This is a genomic window from Caballeronia sp. AZ1_KS37 (assembly GCF_023631165.1).
Classification (GTDB): Bacteria; Pseudomonadota; Gammaproteobacteria; order Burkholderiales; family Burkholderiaceae; genus Caballeronia; species Caballeronia zhejiangensis.
Window position 1 is genome coordinate 314,711 of sequence record NZ_JALQDP010000004.1, and the last position, 19,131, is coordinate 333,841.

Annotated in this window: 12 protein-coding genes; 11 read left to right on the plus strand and 1 reads right to left on the minus strand. The window is 61.8% G+C overall.

Going from position 1 to position 19,131, the window contains the following annotated elements:
- Nucleotides 1-17 precede the first annotated feature (17 nt).
- From NCS00_RS05255 to pbpC, 4 genes are all read left to right on the plus strand, one after another.
- Nucleotides 18-1,340 (plus strand): phosphatase PAP2/dual specificity phosphatase family protein, encoded by a 1,323-nt coding sequence (locus tag NCS00_RS05255; RefSeq protein WP_502801571.1) that lies wholly within the window; start codon nt 18-20, stop codon nt 1,338-1,340.
- A complete protein-coding gene (locus NCS00_RS05260) occupies nt 1,337-1,759 on the plus strand; it encodes a hypothetical protein (protein WP_250439491.1) in 423 nt (140 codons plus the stop codon). Before NCS00_RS05255 ends, NCS00_RS05260 begins: the two co-directional genes overlap by 4 nt.
- Nucleotides 1,760-1,876: 117 nt before the next feature.
- A complete protein-coding gene (locus NCS00_RS05265; protein ID WP_250439492.1) occupies nt 1,877-7,822 on the plus strand; it encodes an alpha-2-macroglobulin family protein in 5,946 nt (1,981 codons plus the stop codon).
- A gap of 20 nt (nt 7,823-7,842) precedes the next feature.
- A complete protein-coding gene (gene pbpC / locus NCS00_RS05270; protein WP_250439494.1) occupies nt 7,843-10,194 on the plus strand; it encodes a penicillin-binding protein 1C in 2,352 nt (783 codons plus the stop codon).
- A 31-nt stretch (nt 10,195-10,225) separates the two neighbouring features.
- Here the strand turns inward: pbpC and NCS00_RS05275 are convergent, their stop codons facing one another.
- On the minus strand, nt 10,226-10,936 hold the full coding sequence (locus NCS00_RS05275) for a DUF2628 domain-containing protein (RefSeq protein WP_250439496.1): 711 nt from the start codon (nt 10,934-10,936) through the stop codon (nt 10,226-10,228).
- A gap of 255 nt (nt 10,937-11,191) precedes the next feature.
- On the opposite strand from NCS00_RS05275, the gene NCS00_RS05280 reads away from it, so the two are divergent.
- From NCS00_RS05280 to kdpC, 7 genes are all read left to right on the plus strand, one after another.
- The gene (locus NCS00_RS05280; RefSeq protein WP_250439498.1) at nt 11,192-12,055 is read left to right on the plus strand and encodes a YfaP family protein; all 864 of its coding nucleotides are present in this window, start codon (nt 11,192-11,194) and stop codon (nt 12,053-12,055) included.
- 52 nt (nt 12,056-12,107) lie between these two features.
- Nucleotides 12,108-13,253, plus strand: coding sequence for a polysaccharide deacetylase family protein (locus NCS00_RS05285; protein WP_250439500.1), 1,146 nt, complete (start codon nt 12,108-12,110; stop codon nt 13,251-13,253).
- A 54-nt stretch (nt 13,254-13,307) separates the two neighbouring features.
- Nucleotides 13,308-13,943 (plus strand): YidX family protein, encoded by a 636-nt coding sequence (locus NCS00_RS05290; RefSeq protein ID WP_250439501.1) that lies wholly within the window; start codon nt 13,308-13,310, stop codon nt 13,941-13,943.
- Between the two features lie 288 nt (nt 13,944-14,231).
- Nucleotides 14,232-14,327 carry a K(+)-transporting ATPase subunit F gene (kdpF, locus tag NCS00_RS05295; protein ID WP_008350504.1) on the plus strand — a complete coding sequence of 32 codons (96 nt, stop codon included), beginning with the start codon at nt 14,232-14,234 and terminating at the stop codon, nt 14,325-14,327.
- Entirely contained in the window at nt 14,324-16,108 is a 1,785-nt protein-coding gene (gene kdpA / locus NCS00_RS05300) for a potassium-transporting ATPase subunit KdpA (protein ID WP_008350502.1), read from the plus strand. Before kdpF ends, kdpA begins: the two co-directional genes overlap by 4 nt.
- A gap of 14 nt (nt 16,109-16,122) precedes the next feature.
- On the plus strand, nt 16,123-18,252 hold the full coding sequence (gene kdpB, locus NCS00_RS05305) for a potassium-transporting ATPase subunit KdpB (RefSeq protein WP_284508106.1): 2,130 nt from the start codon (nt 16,123-16,125) through the stop codon (nt 18,250-18,252).
- Nucleotides 18,253-18,257: 5 nt separating this feature from the next.
- A complete protein-coding gene (kdpC, locus tag NCS00_RS05310; RefSeq protein WP_250439503.1) occupies nt 18,258-18,827 on the plus strand; it encodes a potassium-transporting ATPase subunit KdpC in 570 nt (189 codons plus the stop codon).
- The last annotated feature ends 304 nt before the right edge of the window (nt 18,828-19,131 follow it).

The window sequence follows — 19,131 nt, forward strand, 5'->3', positions numbered from 1 at the left end:
AACGGGACGCCTCCTTGATGTTGCGATCCGGATGGCTCGCGATCATGGGCGCGTTGTTCTTTTCGACATACGCCTTCGCGAACTGGCTGGCGTCGACGCGCGCCTCGGTGCCCACCTTCGCATTCGCATGGGAACGGGCCATTCCGTTCATGCCGTGGAGCATCGTGCCGTATTGGTCCATCGATGTGTTCTACGCGCTCTCGTTCCTGTTGTGCGTCAGGCGCGCGGCGCTCCACGCGCACGTCCGCAGGCTTTTCACGGTGCAAATGATCTCCGTGGCATGTTTCATCGCGTGGCCGTTGAGCTTCGGCGCCGAGCGGCCAGTCTCGAGCGGTGTGACCGGCGTGCTATTCGACCTCCTGACGGGCATCGATAAGCCGTATAACCAGGCTCCATCGCTGCACATCGGATTGCTGATCGTGCTTTGGACGTTCTACGCGGGCGTTCTGCGGAACAAAGCTGCTCGTGCGGTCTTGCATCTCTGGTTCATGGCGATCGGTGTTTCCGTTCTGACCACATGGCAGCACCATGTGATCGACGTGCCGACCGGCGCGGCGGTGGGTGCCTTTGCGCTATTTCTCTTTCCTCTCGCAGACGATGTGACCGGCGCCGCGCTCCCTTGCGCGCGAAGCCGGCGGATAGCTGGCGTCTATGCGACCGTCGCGGTCGCGCTGACCGCGTTCGCGTTGATCCTTGTGCGGCATGCCGTTGGTGCCGCGCTTGTCACGGGATGGGTTTCGCTGGCATTCGCTTGCGTTGCGTGGATTTATTGGCAAGGCTCGCCTGCCGCGTTTCAGAAGGACGAGCGGGGCCGCATTCCGTTGGCCGTCCGTCTGCTGCTCGCTCCGGCTATCGCTGGCGCATTCATCAACTCACGGTTATGGACGCGCAAGAGGCCATCGCCTGTTCGCGTTGCGACCGGCGTTTCCATCGGTCGCACGCCGACGCCTCGCGAATGGCGGCAGCATGGTTTCGATGCATTGCTCGATCTGACGGCCGAGATGCCGCGCTGGATCGCGCTCGATCAATCGCATGTGTACCTATGCGTGCCGCATCTGGATCTCGTGCCGCCGACTCTGCTGCGTCTGAACGCGGCTGTCGAGGCGCTCGGTGAGTTGCATCGCGACGGGCGCGATGTGCTGGTTTGCTGTGCGCTCGGTTATGGGCGCAGCGTGCTGTGCGCGGCGGCGTGGATCGCAAAGACGCAAGGTTTGCACGATGCACGCGCGGCACTTCTGGCTGTGCGGTCGGCGCAGCGTCGCGCGGTCTGGTCGAAGGACACCGTCGCGTTGCTGCAGGACTGGATCGACCATTGCGCGGTTCATGGAAGACAAGGATGAACGCCTATTTCATCGCGGCGGCGCGTGGTGCGCTCGATGCTGGCTGCTGTGCGTGCGCGGTCGCCTTGGCAGCGGCAGGCGTGGGGTGCGGTGTCGCCATTCATTGCGAGCATTTGCATTACGTGCGAACGCTGATCGCGCTCATCAGCACATGTTCGGGCATAGGCGCTCTGTGGCTAATGGTGCGAATCGTCATCGACCGACAGTTGTTCGCCACGCTTGCCGCAATGGAATCTTCGACGCTCGATGATCTCGACCGCGTGCTGCTCGAGCTCGGATGGACCGCTGCATCGCGTGCCGGCCGGCCGCTCGATGCACGGGTGCGCGGCGTGACTCGACTGCTCAGGGCGAGCGTGATGCTTGCGGTCGTGCAGTGGGTGTGCGTGGGTGTGGCGGTGATGGTGATGGAGGGGGCGTGAGGGCGCTCTTTGATGTATCCGCTCAAGATCCTTCGAAGCTGGTCGGATGATGTTGGCTTTTGAACGTAGGTCAAAAGTTTTATCAATGACTCTAAAAATAATCGCATTGAGAAATCGATGAAGTTTCTGCGCACGCTGGTTTTCTCGCCGATCCGTCTGATCGTCTTCGTCTTGCTGTTCATGATGCGACTGGGACGGCGCATCGTCGGCGACGTGTCGTGGAGCGCGCCGGCGTGGCCTCGTGCCGTGGCCCGCACGGTGCGCCGCTGCCCGTTGCGGGTGGCGGGCGTGCTCGTCCTCGCGCTCGTCGGATGGTACGGCTGGCATTGGCATCAGCACCGGCCGAAGCCCGTCGAACCCGAACGTGTGACCTTCGAAGTCCGGGCGCCAGCAGTGACTTCCTATGCCGATTCCGACGGACGCTCGAAGGTGGATATTCAGCCGCTGGAGTTGAAATTCTCGCGCTCTGCCGCGGCGCTCGACCTCGTCGGCAAAACCGTTGCCGGTGGCGTGAAGATGGAACCTTCGCTCAAAGGCGAATGGCAATGGGCCGACGATCACACGCTCCGCTTCACGCCGGCAATGGATTGGCCGGTGGGAGCGCACGTTCAGGCCGACTTCGATGTGGCCAGGCTTTTCGCTCCGCACGTCATGCTCAAAGATGACCGCTTCGAGTTCGACACCGCTTCATTCATGGCGCAGGTCGTCCCGTCCGCGTTCGAACAGAACCTCCTCGACCCTGCTTCGAAGCAGGCGCGAATTCAGCTTCGCTTCAACTATCCGGTCGATCCTGTCGCGCTCGAGAAGCGCATCGTGCTCGCGCTTCGGGACCGTAGCGGCAAGACGGTGAAGAGCTTGCGCTATTCGGTCACCTATGACGAAGTCAAGCTCAACGCGTGGATACATTCGGAGCCGCTCGAGATCCCTCGAGACCCTCTGACGGTCCAGCTTGAAGTCGACAGCGGCCTGGTGAGCACGCGCGGCGGCAATCAAACCAAGGATGCGTTAAGAGCGTCAGTCGGTGTGCCGGGTCTTTACAGTCTTGGCGTCGTTGGCATCTCTGCCACGCTGGTGGACAACGACCGCTTCGAACCGGAGCAGGTACTGGTCATGCGAACCAGCGGCGATGTCCGCACGCAAGACCTGGCGGCGCACACGAAGGCATGGATGCTCCCCAGGCACAAGCCCGGATCCGGACTGTCCGACGAAGATCCGCCCTACGAATGGCAGCTTGGCGAAGTCGACGATGGGATTCTCAGGAAAGCGCAGCCGCTCGCCCTCGAATCCGTGCCGACCGCGGAAGAGTACGCGTCGATGCAAAGCTTCAAGTACCGCGCGGAGGCGGGCGCTCGGATATACGTGCACATCGATGCGGGCATGAAATCGTCGGGCGGTTATGTCCTTGGCGAACCCATGAAGACGGTGCTGACTGTTCCTGAGTATCCCAAACTCCTTCGCATCATGGCCGATGGATCCTTGCTTTCGATGAGCGGCAGCAAGCGCATCTCGATCGTGTCGCGAAATGTGCGTGGCATGAAGCTGGAGATCGGCCGCGTTGTACCAGAGCAGGTTCAGAGTCTGGTGAGCTTCAATGAAGGCTCGTATTCGCAACCTCGACTGCGTTGGGATTTCGACGAGGATCACATTGTCGAGCGCTTCGAAATGAAGCGGTCTTTTCCGGCCGGCGATCCGGGCAAGGCGCACTACGAAGGCGTCGATTTGAGCCAGTATATGAAGAGCGGCAGGCGGGGGATATTTCTACTGCACCTGTCCGGTTTCGATCCCGATCTCAAAACAAAGCAGGCCGACACCGACGCTGCCGACGACACGCAGAACGCGGACTCGCTCGACGAAGCAAGCAGCGACGGTGACGACGGCGGCGAAGGCCCGCAGGACACGCGCCTGATCGTGGTCACAGATCTCGGCATGCTGGTCAAGCGCGCGCTCGACGGCAGTCAGGACGTGTTCGTGCAGTCAATTCGCACCGGCCGCCCGGTGGCGGGCGCGACGGTATCCGTGCTTGCGATTAACGGCCAGACGCTGTTCACGCAGACGACCACTGCCGACGGCATCGCGCATTTTCCGACCTTCAAGGGCCTCGCGCGCGAAAAGCGTCCGCAGTTGTATCTCGTGCAAAGCGGCGACGACACTTCGTTCCTGCCCGTGTCCGCGAGCGACCGACGCCTCGATTATTCGCGCTTCGATGTCGGCGGCGAGCGTAACGCGCCCAATCAGGGACAACTGTCCGCGCATCTGTTTTCCAATCGCGGCTTGTATCGTCCCGGCGAGTCGATTCAAATGGGAATTATCGTGCGTGCCGCGAACTGGTCGCGCAGCCCGGCGGGCATGCCCTTGCAGGCGGAGATCGTCGATCCACGCGGCATGACGGTGAAACGTCAACCGGTGTCCGTCGACGCCTCCGGCTTCACGGAGCTGAGCTACACGCCCGCGGAATCGGCGCCAACGGGTGTGTGGGGCGTCAATCTCTATATCGTCAAGGACGGCAAGCCGGCGGACGAACCGATCGGCAGCGCGAGCGTGCAGGTCAAGGAATTCATGCCGGACCGCATGAGGGTCGATGCGGGCTTCTCGCAGCAGGCAGCGGAAGGCTGGGTCAAGCCGGACGGTGTCAAGGGCGTCGTGAAGGCGCAGAATTTGTTCGGTACGCCCGCCGCCGGCCGGCGCGTGAGCGCGTCGCTCGTATTGCGCCCGGCATGGCTTGCATTTCGTGGCTGGCAGGATTACCGCTTCGTCGATCCGCGTCGTGCGCAAGAGGGCTACTCGGTAGCGCTCGAGGACGGCATGACCGATGACAGTGGACACGCGGAATTCGACCTCGATCTGAAGAAGTACGCCGATGCGACGTATCAACTGTATTTCGAGGCCAAGGCGTACGAACAGGACGGCGGCCGCGGCGTAACAGCAGGCGCGCGCATGATGGTGTCCAGCAACGACTGGCTCGTGGGTTACAAGTCCGTCGACAATCTCGATTACGTGCAGCGCGGCAGTCCTCGCGCTGTGCGGCTCATCGTCATCGACCCGAATACGAAAGCTATCGCGCTGAATGATTTGCGTGCGCAACTGGTCGAGCTGCGTTACGTCTCCATACTGACGAAGCAGGACTCCGGGGCTTACAAGTACGAATCGCGTCTGAAGGAAGTGCCCGTCGAGGAACGCAAGCTCGCGCTGCCCGTGGCAGGGCTCGACTATCCGCTACGCACCGATCAGCCAGGCAACTACGCGTTGCTGATCCGTCGCGCCGACGGCAGGGAAGTCAATCGTGTGCAGTACTCGGTCGCGGGAGACGCGAACATCACGCGCTCGCTGGACCGAAATGCCGAGTTGCAAGTGAACTTGAGCAAGCACGATTTCAAGCCGGGCGAAAACATCGAGATCGCGATTCGCGCGCCATACGCGGGAAGCGGTCTCATCACGATCGAGCGCGACAAGGTCTATGCACACGTCTGGTTCCATGCGAACACTACGAGCTCGGTTCAGCACATCAAGGTGCCCGCAGGCTTCGAGGGCAACGGCTACATCAACGTGCAGTACATTCGCGATCCGTCTTCCGATGAAATCTTCACCAGTCCACTGAGCTATGGCGTGGCGCCGTTCTCGGTGAACCTCGATGCGCGCCGTTCCAAGATTAACGTTGACGCGCCCGCTCTCGTCAAGCCGGGCGAGAAGATCGACTTCAACATCACGACGAGCGAGCCCGCGAAAGTCGTCGTCTTCGCCGTGGATGAAGGGATCCTGCAGGTCGCGCGTTACAAGCTCGCCGATCCGCTGCAGTTCTTCTTCCGCAAGCGGATGCTTGAAGTCGACACTTCGCAGATCCTCGATCTAATCCTGCCGGACTTCGAAAAGATCATGTCGATGGCCGCGCCCGGCGGCGATGCCGACGATGCTATCGGACGGCAACTCAATCCGTTCAGCCGCAAGCACGAGAAGCCGGTGGCGTACTGGTCCGGCATCGCCGATGTGAACGGCCACGCGCGCCTCTCCTACACGGTGCCCGATTCGTTCAACGGCAAGCTGCGCGTGATGGCGGTGGCGGTATCGCCCGGGCGTGTGGGCGCGTTCGAAGGCGCGGTGACGGTGCGCGGCGATTTCGTGCTTTCGCCGAACACGCCCGCTACGCTTGCGCCCGGCGACGAAGCCGACATCAGCGTGGGCGTCGCAAATAATCTGATCGGAATGGGCGACAAGCCGATGCCCGTGTCGGTGAGCGTCAGGAGCGGCCCGCAATTGCAGGTGGTCGGCGCGGTGACGCAAAACATCATGCTCGCGCCGATGCATGAAAGCGTGGTGACGTTTCGCATCAAGGCCACGCAGACGCCCGGGCCGGGCGAATTGAACTTCGACATACGTCACGGCGGGAAATCGGCGCGCAAGCGTGTCGAGGTCACGGTGCGTCCTGCGGCGGCGTACCGCACGCAGTTGAACGCCGGGCGCGTCGATGCAGGCGCAAAGGCCAGCGTGCGAGACCTGCGTCAAATGTACGATGCTCACGCGACCCGCGAGGCTAGCGTCTCGACCGCGCCGCGCGTATTCGCGGCGGGACTTGGGACGTATCTCGAGTACGCCGATCACGACTCCAGCGAGCAGATGCTGAGCGCGCTGGTGCCGCGAATATTGGCGAACGACCTGCTTGCGAGCGCGGCGCCCGATGCCGCGCGGACGCCCGTCGCGAAAGCAGACGTGAACGCCCAGTTCTTCGATCGCCTGCGAGCGCGTCAGAATGCGCAAGGTGGTTTCGGCCTGTGGACGGCGACGCCCGACGCGGAGCCTTTCGTTTCCGCCTATGCGATGCACGTACTGATCGATGCACGCGAACGCGGCGTAATCGTGCCGCTCGACATGATGGAAGCGGGCAACCGCTACTTGCAGCAACTCGCGTCGAACGAGCGGCTCGGTTCGCTCGATCTCTTGCGCCAGCGCGCCTATGCGGTGTATCTGCTCACCCGACAGGGCAATGTGACGACCAACCATCTTGCCGGCGTGCAAAAGCGGCTGCAGGAGGCCTATCCGAAAGAGTGGAAGGACGATCTCGCAGCGGCGTGGCTGGCGGCGTCGTATCAATTGATGCGGCAGGACAAGGACGCCGCGCAACTGATCTCTGCACCGCAGGCCACGTTGGAGCGCAAGCCGTCGCGCAATGAAGCATACAGTGAGGGGTATTTCATGGATCCCCTTACTCGCGATGCCAGCGTGCTCTATCTCCTGGCGAAGCATTTCCCGGAGCGCGCACGCAAACTGCTTCCGCGCGTAATTGAAAATCTGTCCGCACCGCTCGAACTGGGGCGATACGACACGCTGTCAGCCGCGATGACCATTCTCGCGCTCGATGCCTACGCGCAGGCAGGGGTAAGCGGACTCGACAAGCTGGCGATCATCGCATGGCGTGCGAACGCGATGCCGAAGGACATTTCAACGGTTGGGGGAGACAGTCGTCGTGTGGCTAAGTGGGACAGCGCAGTCACGCGCATTGAGATCGTCAATGGAAGCGCATTGCCCGCCTGGTGGACGACCGTGCAGTCCGGGTACGACCGCAACGCGACTGGAAAAGCGGTGAGTAAAGGCATTGAAATCGCTCGTGAATACACCGCCACGAATGGCCGACCCCTTGACACGATTACCGTGGGCGATGAAATCGACGTCCATCTCAAGTTGCGTGCGATAGATGCGGACGACGTGAGCAATATCGCAATCGTCGATCTCTTGCCGGGCGGATTCGATCCGGTGGAAACGCCACCCGTGATCGATGCCGATGCGAGTGATGATGATCGCGCCGGCAGCAGCTTCGGCGGCGATGAACAATGGCGTCCGCGCATCGGTCAGCCGGGTTCGACGTTCCAGCCTGTGCATGCGGAGGTGCGTGAAGATCGCGTTGTCCTGTACGGCACGGCGAGCAGCAACGTCAAGGAGTTCGTCTACCGCATTCGTGCGACCAACTCAGGCCGTTTCGCCGTGCCGCCGGCGTTCGCTGAATCGCTATACGACCGTCGCATTCAGGCGCAATCGGCCGGCGGCGCGACGCTCGACGTAGCGCGCGCAAGATAAGCGCGTGTGGATAGCCGCCTATGTTCGAAAAACGTCGCTGGCATCACTGGCTCGCGGGTGTGCTTTTCGCGGTCGCCATGCTCGCAGGCATCCGACTGTGGCCGCATCCGGCGCTTGCCGACTGGAAGCCGACGTCCACAGCCGTGTATGACGATCACGGCCGGCTTTTGCGGCTCACGCTCGCGAAGGACGACCGTTATCGCCTGTGGACGCCGCTGGAGCGCGTGTCGCCCCAGTTGGTCGATGCCGTCCTGCTGCATGAAGACCGTTGGTTTCGCTGGCATCCCGGTTTCAGCCCGTACGGACTTCTGCGCGGCGCGTGGGTCACTTACGTAGGTGGCGGCCATCCCCAGGGAGGATCGACCATCACGATGCAGCTCGCGCGCTCGCTGTGGCGGATCAATACGCGCACGCCGTGGGGCAAGGTTCGGCAAGTCGCGCGCGCATTGCAACTCGAGCTTTGCTATTCGAAACGGCAAATCCTCGAAGCCTATCTGAACGACGTTCCTTACGGACGCAACGTGGAAGGCGCCGCGGCCGCGAGCCTGATTTATTTCGACAAGACAGCCGAGCGTCTGACGCTGCCCGAAGCGTTGACGCTGGCGGTGATTCCGCAGGACCCGGCGCGGCGCGTGCGCGCGGGGCATACGCAGATCGCACCGCCGTTGATGTCGGCACGCAATCGGTTGTACGAGCGCTGGCTTTCACGCCATCCTGGGGACGCCGCGCAGCGGGCGCTGTTTACGCTGCCGCTTTCGCTGCGTCCGCTGTCGAGCTTGCCTTTCGAAGCGCCGCATGCTGTCGATCAGGCGCTCGCCGAGCGCAGTGCGTGGAGCATTGGCGACGACGGCGACGCAGCGAGACTCGACACGACCGTCGATCTCGACATGCAACACACGGTGGAACGACAGATCGGCCGATACGTTCTGCGCTTCGGTTCGCACGGCGTGCGCAATGCCGCCGCAATCCTCGTCGATACACGCGACATGAGCGTGAAGGCCTTGGCCGGCTCGGCGAATTTCGCGGATCGATCGATCCACGGTCAAGTGAACGGTACGTCGGCTCTACGCTCGCCGGGGTCGACGCTCAAGCCGTTCATCTACGCGCTCGGTTTCGATCAGGGCGTTCTGCACCCGCAGACCGTATTGCGCGATGTGCCGACTTCGTTCGGTCCCTATGCGCCGGAGAATTTCGATGGCGGTTTCCTCGGGCCGATTACGGCAAGCGATGCACTGAATCGCAGCCGCAACGTGCCTGCCGTGTGGATCGCAGCGCAGTTGAAAGATCCTGATCTGTACGAGTTCCTGCAGTCGGCAGGCGTGCGACGCATGGCGAGCGCTCAGCACTATGGCCTGTCGCTCGTGCTGGGAGGGGGGGAAGTGACGATGCAGGATCTGGCAAGTCTCTATGCGGCGCTCGCAAATGGCGGACTCCATGAACCGCTGCGCCTGCGCACAACTCGGCCCCGCGCGATGCGCAAGCGCCTTTTGAGCGAGCAAGCCAGCTTCATGACCATGGATATTCTTCGGCAACATCCGCGACCCGACGACACGAGTGGGGCCGCGTCGTCGGGGGTGCCGGTGTACTGGAAAACAGGCACCTCCTGGTCATTTCGCGATGCCTGGACCGCAGGCATCTTCGGACCGTATGTACTCGTCGTGTGGGTCGGCAATTTCGACAATTCGAGCAATGCCGCTTTCATTGGCGTCGACGCAGCGGCGCCGCTTTTCTTTCAGGTCGTCGATGCAATGCAGGCGGAGTTTCCCATTGCGAAGGCCGAGCGGCGAGCACCCGCGAATCTCAAACGCGTGCGCGTCTGTCTTGCGAGCGGTGACCTTCCGAACGAGTGGTGCCCGCAGCAGGGATGGACCTGGTTCATCCCGGGCAAATCGCCGATCCGTGTAAGCACCGTTCATCGTCGCATCGTGATAGATGATGCAACTGGACAACCTGCCTGCCCGCCGTACGCAGACAAGCGCACGCACACGGAAGTGTACGAGTTCTGGCCCTCCGACTTGCAGAAGGTGTTTGCTAGCGCAGGGATGCCGCGACGCAGCGTCCCTTCGAATCCGGCATGCCGCGACAGCGGCCTGATGCTGGACGATGCGCCGAAAATGCTGTCGCCGTCGCGCGCTACCACGTATGCGCTTCGACTCCATCATGGGGAATCGGGGCGCATCGCCTTCACCGCAACGGCGGCCGCCAGCGTGCACACCTTGTACTGGTTCGTGGACGATGCGTTCATCGGTAGCGCTGCGGCGCGCGAGACACTCTTCTGGCAACCGTCCGTGGCAGGCGAATATACGGTGCGTGTGGTCGACGATCAAGGGCGCAGCGATGCGCGTCCTTTGAGAGTGGCGTTGACCGAGTGAAGCAAGACTCCGCTCGAGCCTTGCCGCGCGATCAGCCGAAGAGGGCAATGCCCAGAACCACGATCATCAGAAGCGCGAGCATCCATGCCGCCGCGGCGTTCGTGCCGCCCTTGCGGCACAGCTCGTATTCCAGCGCGCTGCCGGATGAACCCTCGCTGCGAAGTTTGCCGATGCTCCTTAGCACATGTTCCCGGTAGAGAAGATTGCCGGAGAGTCCCAGCGCGAACGAAATCGCGTACGAAACAAAGCCGCCAGCCCCATCTCCCAGCGAACCGATGGCGAACCGAAGCAGGACAGCAGCCGCGAACAACGCTCCAGCTTGCCAGTACATCTTTCGATAGACGAGCCAAATTGGACCGATCACGAACGCGGCTCCGTTCCATGTACATCTTGGCTGCCCGCGTTTGTTCAGAAAGGACCATTTGTACGCGTAGTACTTCGCGTTCTTTCCGACGAAGAGAGCGACGTCCGGTTCGAGCGTGGGCGACTGTATCTCGGTGTTGATTTGAGGCACGTCTAGTTGATGTTCGGTTGGTTCCATGATGCTTGCCTCGAGTGTGCGGTCCTTTCGTATGTCCGGTCGCGAGCATTGCAGCACGCTGCGCTGTTGTCCACGGTGCCGTATGGCTTTTGCGGAAATTTGAAGAAATTGCGCATCGGCTGCTAGATCGAGCGAATCGGCGATTGCTATGCTTTCATGATTCGGTATCCGAAGAAGTAGCGATGCGATGAATCGCTTCATTCATCGTAATGAAGAAAAAGCAATGTCCAACATCAATCAACCGTCTACTCCTAAAAGATATCCGGCGCGACTGTCATTCTTCAAAGGGACGGCGCCCAGTCGGTTCGTATCCAGAGTGATGCACAAGGCGCTGCGCAGATTCCAGCCGATATGGCGAATGACAGCAAGGTGCTTCTGATCATCAAGAAGGCTGGTTATTCCGATCTGGCCGCCAGGTGCCCATGCGCTGGACTGTCCTATGCGCTGAGTCCGGTGATGAAGAATCTGGATGGCATGCGCGTCGTGCTTACATGGGGACAGCGCCCGCGCGATCTCGATCTGCACGTGTCCTATCCGCAGAATCACGTCTACTTTCAACACCAAGCCGGGGACGACGCCAATCTGGATGTCGACCACACGGATAGCTACGGTCCGGAAACCATCACGCTCGATCACAAGCGTTCCGGCCAGACCTACGTCTTCGCCGTGCACGATTTCAGCAACGAGAGCAACCCCGCGTCGTCGGAGCTTGCGAACAGCGAGGCAAGGGTGTTCGTGTATGTCGGCCAGTCGCTGGTTCGAACGTTCAGCGTGCCGCGTCAGGCGGGCAATCTGTGGACCGTGTTCCGCGTCAACGGCGAGGGCGAGATGCAGGACATCAACACCATGCGTGGCGTGACGGTCAGAGCGAGCGAGGTGCTCGGCACCATCGACAACTACAACGACGAGCAGTTGAGAATCGTGCCGGCCAATCAGGACTATGTCGACGCGGCCCGCGCGAGCCTGATCAACAAGGACGGCGAGCGTGCCTATCACGCAGGCAACTTCGACGATGCTATCTGGCTGTACCGCGAGGCGATCAGCTTCAATCCGGAATTCGGCCAGGCGTACAGCAATCTCGGGCTCGCCTTCCAGAAGGCCGGACGTGCTGCCGAAGCCATCTGGGCCAATCGCAAGGCGATCGCGCTGGCGAATGGAGCGACGGCCGCGACGGTCCGCGCCAGTTCGTACTACAACATCGGCCGCATCTATGAGGACGCCGGCCAGTTCACCGACGCATTGAGCAACTACCGCGCAGCGCGACGCGAAAAGTCGAATCCGGTCTACGACGCCGCCATTACGCGCGTCAGCAATCGCTAAATCCGTTCAATCCAGGCCCCGGCATCGCGCCGGGGCCCGCATCGCTCATCACATGTACAAGAAAGCTCTCGCGGCGATGCTCATGGCATTCGCCGCGATGTCGTCGCACGCGGCAGGTCCGGTTTCGGTCGCCATCGGCGATCGCGGGACGTGGCCGATATCCATCGATAGTACGGAGAACTTCGATCTCGCTTCGCGCGCCGAACTTCTCGCATTCGGCAAAGCGCTGGCCGATAGCGAACAACTGTCAGACGCCGAGTTGCAGAGCCGGCTGAAGGTGAAATCGTTCGATCGGGCATCGGTCGATCGTATCCGGGGCCGTTATTGGAAGCGTCTGACCGGAAACTATCTGAACGCTTCGGCGAATTGCACGCCGAGTGCTCCGTTTTGCGTAAAGGTGCATGGCGAGGCTGACTTCGTGAACGCGGCCAAAGCCTTCGCAGTCCCGGCGGATAGTCCGTATCGCGCGTGGTCATCGCAGGCTCGGACGTTTCACAACACGTATCTCGACGAACTGCTGAGACTGGCCGCGCTCTTTCCGAAGGTCAGCAGTGAGATCGACACGTATTCGTCGCGCGAGATCGACGGCAACGAGTTCGCCGACCGCACCTTCCTGCTCACCTTCGACGATGGCCCGACCACCGCCGGCGGCACAACCGACGCGTTGCTGCGGACGTTGCGAGACGCTCGCTTGAATGGCGTGTTCTTCACGCTCGGGACGCGGTTGCAAACGCGCTTGCAGCAGGCGGGTGTGTCGTCGATGGCGTATGCCTATCGCGGCATGTGCGTCGGCGCGCATGGCTGGGAGCATCGTTCGCACGCAACCTGGCCGTCGTGGGAAGAGTCGGTGGCGCGGAGCATCGGGCTGGCGCAGGCGAATCTGCCGGACAGTTTCGTTCCGCTCTTCGGGCCGCCCTATGGTCAACGCCGAGCGGACAGCGGCGACTTCTTCGCATCGCAAGGCCTGCGTGTGGCGCTCTGGAATATCGATTCGCAAGACTGGAACGAGAAGGTGAGCGCGGATGAAGTCAAACAGCGCGTGCTCACGCTCATGCTGCTGTGGCGACGCGGGATCATTCTCTTCCACGATATTCATCCGAAGGCGCAGGTTGCGGTGCCCTGGTTGCATGACCGGTTGACGGCATCGGGTGTGCAGTGGATGGATTGCAAGAGGTTGGTCGCGACGAACGCCGATTGATCGCGCTGATTGTTTGAACCAACGACAGGCGGCGATGCGGTCAAAGGACGTCAAATGAAAAGAAGAAAGTTTATTGCCCTCACGGTATCGATGCCTTTCGCTCTCAGCGGGTGCCTGACATCCGGATTGAACGAGGAAGCAAAGTCGCCCGATTACTACAGGTACGCGGAAACGATAAGCAGTGTGCTTATCTCGGCTGACCAGAAGACGCTAGTGTTTCTTGGTAAGAATTATCACTATATTTTCGATGCGCCGGATCACTTCGTGGATGTCCTTCAGTCACCCTTTCACGCCGGAATGACCGCAGATGTCAATCAGTTCTACGTAGACGGAGACAGCAATGTCAGCGGTTCCTTCGTCTTGAATCTCGACAAGGCGGCGAGCTTCAGCGAAGAGCAGAAGGAGGAACTGGGAAATCTTGGAATCGATCCGCAACGCCGGTCTCTCTCGTTCAGGCTTAGCGGGCGGCGATATGACGCGAAAGGTTTCGACCGGTCGAAGGTCAATCCCATGCTGCTGAACCAGTCTTATGAAGTCTCCGTCAGGGAGCACCATTACTCCAATGCGAAGAAAGTCATCCTGCTGGCGACGCCCTTGACCGTTGCGGCAGATGGCGCGCTGATGATCCTCGCCATTCCATTGTTGCCTGTGCTCTATGTGGTCTTTATGCGGAACTTTCGTGTGATGTGACGCCCGGTTGATCAGATCGACTCGGGCTCACTCACGCAAGGCACGAAGCATTAGCGCCCGCCTATCCAAGGCGGGCGTTTTTTTACACCATTTTTACACCCCGCCTCCCAATCTTTTCCTGCCCTTTACGTCCATTTTCTTAATCTCCACGGTGTCCTGAACCGCACAAGGGGAGAACACCAAAATGGACCTGATTTACCTCGCCGGCATCGTCCTGTTCTGGGGACTTTGCGTGGTGCTCACGCGTGGCTGCGAGCGACTCGGCCGCCGCGCGACGGGAGGGCGTCCATGAGCGCCTGGATGCTGTGGCTCGCGGCGGCTTCCACGCTGCTGCTCTTCGTGTATCTCGTGTACGCGCTTCTGCGTGCGGAGGATCTCGAATGAACGCCAACACCTTCATGCAGACGGCGCTCTTCATCGTCGTGCTGATTGCGCTGGCCATTCCGCTCGGCCGCTATATCTCGAACGTGCTCGACGGATCGTCCGTTATCGTGCGCAAGATCGGACGCCCGATCGAATCGATGCTCTATCGCATCGCCGGCGTTGATCCCGAATCCGAGATGTCATGGAAGCATTACGCGCTCGCCGTGATGCTCTTCAACGTGCTCGGCGCGCTCGTGCTGTATGCGCTGCTGCGCCTGCAGGGCACGCTGCCCGCCAATCCGCAAGGCATGGCCGGCATGACGCCCGATGCCGCGTTCAACACCGCCATCAGCTTCGTGACTAACACGAACTGGCAGGACTACGGCGGCGAAAGCACGCTCGGCTATCTCGCGCAGATGCTCGGCCTGACCGTGCAAAACTTTCTCTCGGCGGCGACGGGCATCGCGGTCGTCATCGCGCTGATTCGCGGCTTCAAGCGGCATAGCGCTCAGACCATCGGCAACTTCTGGGTCGACCTCACGCGCACGACGCTCTACATCCTTGCGCCGCTTGCCGTCGTGTTCGCGCTCGTCTTCGTGAGCCAGGGCGCGATCCAGAATTTCAAGGCGTATCAGGACGTATCGACGCTGCAGGTCACCACATATCAGACGCAATCCACCGACGCACAAGGCAAGCCCGTCACGCAGACGCTCAAGGCCGAGAAACAGACGCTGCCGATGGGGCCGGTCGCCTCGCAGGAAGCGATCAAGATGCTCGGCACGAATGGCGGCGGTTTCTTCAACGCGAACTCCGCGCATCCGTACGAGAACCCGACGCCGTTCTCGAACTTCATGCAGATGCTCGCGATGCTGATCATCCCGGCTGCGTTGTGCGTCGTGTTCGGGCGCACGGTCGGCGACAGGCGTCAGGGCTATGCCGTGCTCGCGGCGATGACCATCGCGTTCGCCGTCGCGTGCTGGGGAGAGATTGCATCGGAGCAGGCCGGCAATCCGCTTTACGCGTCGCTCAAGGTCGATACGCAAGCGTCCACGCTACAGGCCGGCGGCAACATGGAAGGCAAGGAAACGCGCCTTGGCATCGCGCAATCGGGCATCTTCACGGTCGCGACGACCGCCGCATCGTGCGGCGCGGTCTCCAGCATGCACGATTCGCTGACGCCGCTCGGCGGCCTCGTGCCGATGCTGCTGATCCAGCTCGGCGAAGTGATCTTCGGCGGCGTCGGTTCCGGTCTCTACGGCATGCTCGCGTTCGCGTTGCTCGCGGTGTTCGTCGCGGGTCTGATGATCGGCCGCACGCCCGAGTATGTCGGCAAGAAGATCGAATCGTTCGAGATGAAGATGGTCTCCATCGTCATTCTGCTTACGCCGCTGCTGGTGCTTCTCGGCACATCGATCGCCGTGCTGAGCGCGGCGGGCACGGCGGGCATCGCGAATCCGGGCGCGCACGGCTTCTCCGAAGTGCTTTACGCGTTCAGCTCCGCCGCCAACAACAACGGCAGCGCGTTCGCGGGCCTTTCGGTGAACACGCCGTTCTATAACTCGATGCTCGCCATCGCGATGTGGTTCGGCCGCTTCGGTTCGCTCATTCCGATCCTCGCCATCGCGGGCTCGCTCGCCGCGAAGAAGCGTCTCGCCGTGACAGCGGGCACCTTGCCGACCCACGGACCGCTCTTCGTCGTGCTCCTGCTCGGCACGCTCCTTCTGGTCGGCGCGCTCACGTATGTGCCGGCGCTCGCGCTCGGGCCCATCGTCGAGCACGTCACGATGACCGCAAGCCATTGATTTCCGAGGACAGCATGAATCAAGAGAATCAAACGCCGCTGCATCGCCCGGAGAATCTCGGGCAGGCGCGCACAGCGGCACGTTCGATGTTCGATCCGGCGCTCGTGAAGCCGGCGATCGTCGATTCGTTCAGGAAGCTCGCGCCGCGCACGCAGTTGCGCAATCCGGTGATGTTCTGCGTCTACGTCGGCAGCATTCTGACGACGGTGCTCTGGATCGCCGCGCTCGCCGGCCAGGCGGAAGCGCCCGCGGGCTTCATCCTCGCGATCGCGCTGTGGCTGTGGTTCACGGTGCTCTTCGCGAACTTCGCCGAAGCGCTCGCGGAAGGGCGCTCGAAGGCGCAGGCGGCATCGCTGCGCCAGGCGAAGCACAACGTCATGGCGAAGAAGCTCAACGAGCCGCATCCGAAATCGCCGATCCGCATCACGACGTCCACGGAATTGCGCCGCGACGATGTCGTGCTCGTCGAAGCGGGCGACGTGATTCCCGCCGACGGCGACGTGATCGAAGGCGTCGCGTCGGTCGACGAATCCGCGATCACGGGCGAATCCGCGCCGGTGATCCGCGAGTCGGGCGGCGATTTCTCGTCGGTGACGGGCGGCACGCGCGTGCTCTCCGACTGGATCGTCGTGCGCGTATCGGTGAATCCGGGCGAGGCGTTTCTCGACCGCATGATCGCGATGGTCGAAGGCGCGAAGCGTCAGAAGACGCCGAACGAAATTGCGCTGACGATCTTGCTCGTCGCGCTGACGCTCGTGCTGCTCTTCGCGACCGCGACGCTGCTGCCGTTCTCGATGTTCTCCGTCGAGGCGGCGAAGCAGGGCCACGTCGTCACGATTACCGCGCTCGTCGCGCTGCTCGTGTGCCTGATTCCGACGACCATCGGCGGGCTGCTGTCCGCGATCGGCGTCGCGGGCATGAGCCGCATGATGCAGGCGAACGTGATCGCGACGTCGGGCCGCGCGGTCGAAGCGGCCGGCGACGTCGACGTGCTGCTGCTCGACAAGACCGGCACGATCACGCTCGGCAATCGCCAGGCGTCGACGTTCGTGGCGGCGCCCGGCGTGGCCGAGCGCGATCTCGCGGACGCGGCGCAACTCGCATCGCTCGCCGATGAAACGCCGGAAGGCCGCAGCATCGTCGTGCTGGCGAAGCAGCGCTTCAATATCCGCGAGCGCGACATGGCGACGTTGCACGCGACCTTTCTCGCGTTCAGCGCGCAGACGCGCATGAGCGGCGTGGATCTGCCGAATCGGGAGATCCGCAAGGGTTCCGCCGATGCGTTGAAGCGTTACGTCGAAGAACGCGGCGGACGTTTTCCGCAGGAAGTGCAGCATGCCGTCGATGAAGTCGCGCGGCGCGGCAGCACGCCGCTCGTGGTGGCCGAGCGCGTGCACGATACGACGCGCGCGCTGGGCGTGATCGAGCTGAAGGACATCGTGAAGGGCGGCATCAAGGAGCGCTTCGCGGAGCTGCGCAAGATGGGCATCAAGACGGTGATGGTGACGGGCGACAACCGGCTGACGGCTGCTGCGATCGCGGCGGAAGCGGGCGTCGACGACTTTCTCGCCGAAGCGACGCCGGAAGCGAAGCTGGCGACGATCCGCGCGCATCAGTCCGAGGGGCGTCTCGTCGCGATGACGGGTGACGGCACCAACGATGCGCCCGCGCTCGCGCAGGCCGACGTCGCGGTGGCGATGAACACGGGCACGCAGGCCGCGAAGGAAGCGGGCAACATGGTCGATCTCGATTCGAACCCGACGAAGCTCATCGAGATCGTGGAGATTGGCAAGCAGATGCTGATGACGCGCGGCTCGCTGACGACGTTTTCCATCGCCAACGACGTCGCCAAGTACTTCGCGATCATCCCGGCCGCGTTTGCGACGACGTATCCGCAGTTGCGCCTGCTGGACGTGATGCATCTGGCGTCGCCATCGTCGGCGATTCTGTCGGCGGTGATCTTCAATGCGCTCATCATCGTGTTTCTGATTCCGCTCGCGTTGAAGGGCGTGAAGTATCGCGCTTTGGGCGCCGCGTCGTTGTTGCGACGGAACCTGCTGATTTACGGGCTGGGCGGCATCGTGTTGCCGTTTCCGTTCATCAAGCTCATCGATATGGTCATTACCGCTCTTGGCTGGAGTTGAACATCATGAAGAATCTGTTGCGTCCCATGCTGGTGTTGTTCGTCGCGTTGACTGTCGTGACGGGCGTGGTGTATCCGGCGGTCGTCACCGCGATCGGACAGGCGGCGTTTTCGCATCAGGCGAATGGGAGTTTGATCGAGCGCGATGGGCGTCTCGTGGGCTCGCAGATCATCGGGCAGCAGTTCGATGCGCCTCGGTATTTCTGGGGGCGTTTGTCGGCTACTGCGCCGAATCCTTATAACGCGGGGAGTTCTAGTGGCTCCAATTTCGGACCGACCAATCCGGCGCTCGCCGGTGAGATCAAAGCGCGCATTGCCGCCTTGCACGATGCCGATCCGGGGAATGAGGCGGCCGTTCCCGTCGATCTGGTGACTTCGTCCGGGAGCGGGCTCGATCCGGAAATCAGTCCGGCGGCTGCGGCGTATCAGGTTTCGCGGGTCGCGAAGGCGCGGGGGATGTCGGTGGCTCGCGTCGAAGCGCTTGTCGCTCAAGCTACTAGCGGGAGGCAGTTTGGAGTGCTCGGAGAGTCTCGGGTGAATGTGCTTAAATTGAATCTTGCGTTGGATGGGGAGTAGTTGGGGGCGCTTGGCTTGGTTTCGCCGGATCCCGTTTTGCTCTCGGTCTATTAGCACTGCCCCTGTGCGGGGCGGCAGTCACTTTCTTTGCTGCTGCAAAGAAAGCAACTGTATTGAGCGTCAAGGGTTGAGTTGGTAAGGATCATGGGTTTGGGGGATTCCAAGTTGTGCCGTCGCGCATCATGGCGTTGAGCTGGGTGGGCATCTTGCGCATTGCTGCGACGAAGGCGACTTTGGTCTTTTTGCCTCTGGCGCGCAGGCGGTCGCAAAACGCCTTGATGTGCGCGTTGGATCGCTGGGCGGC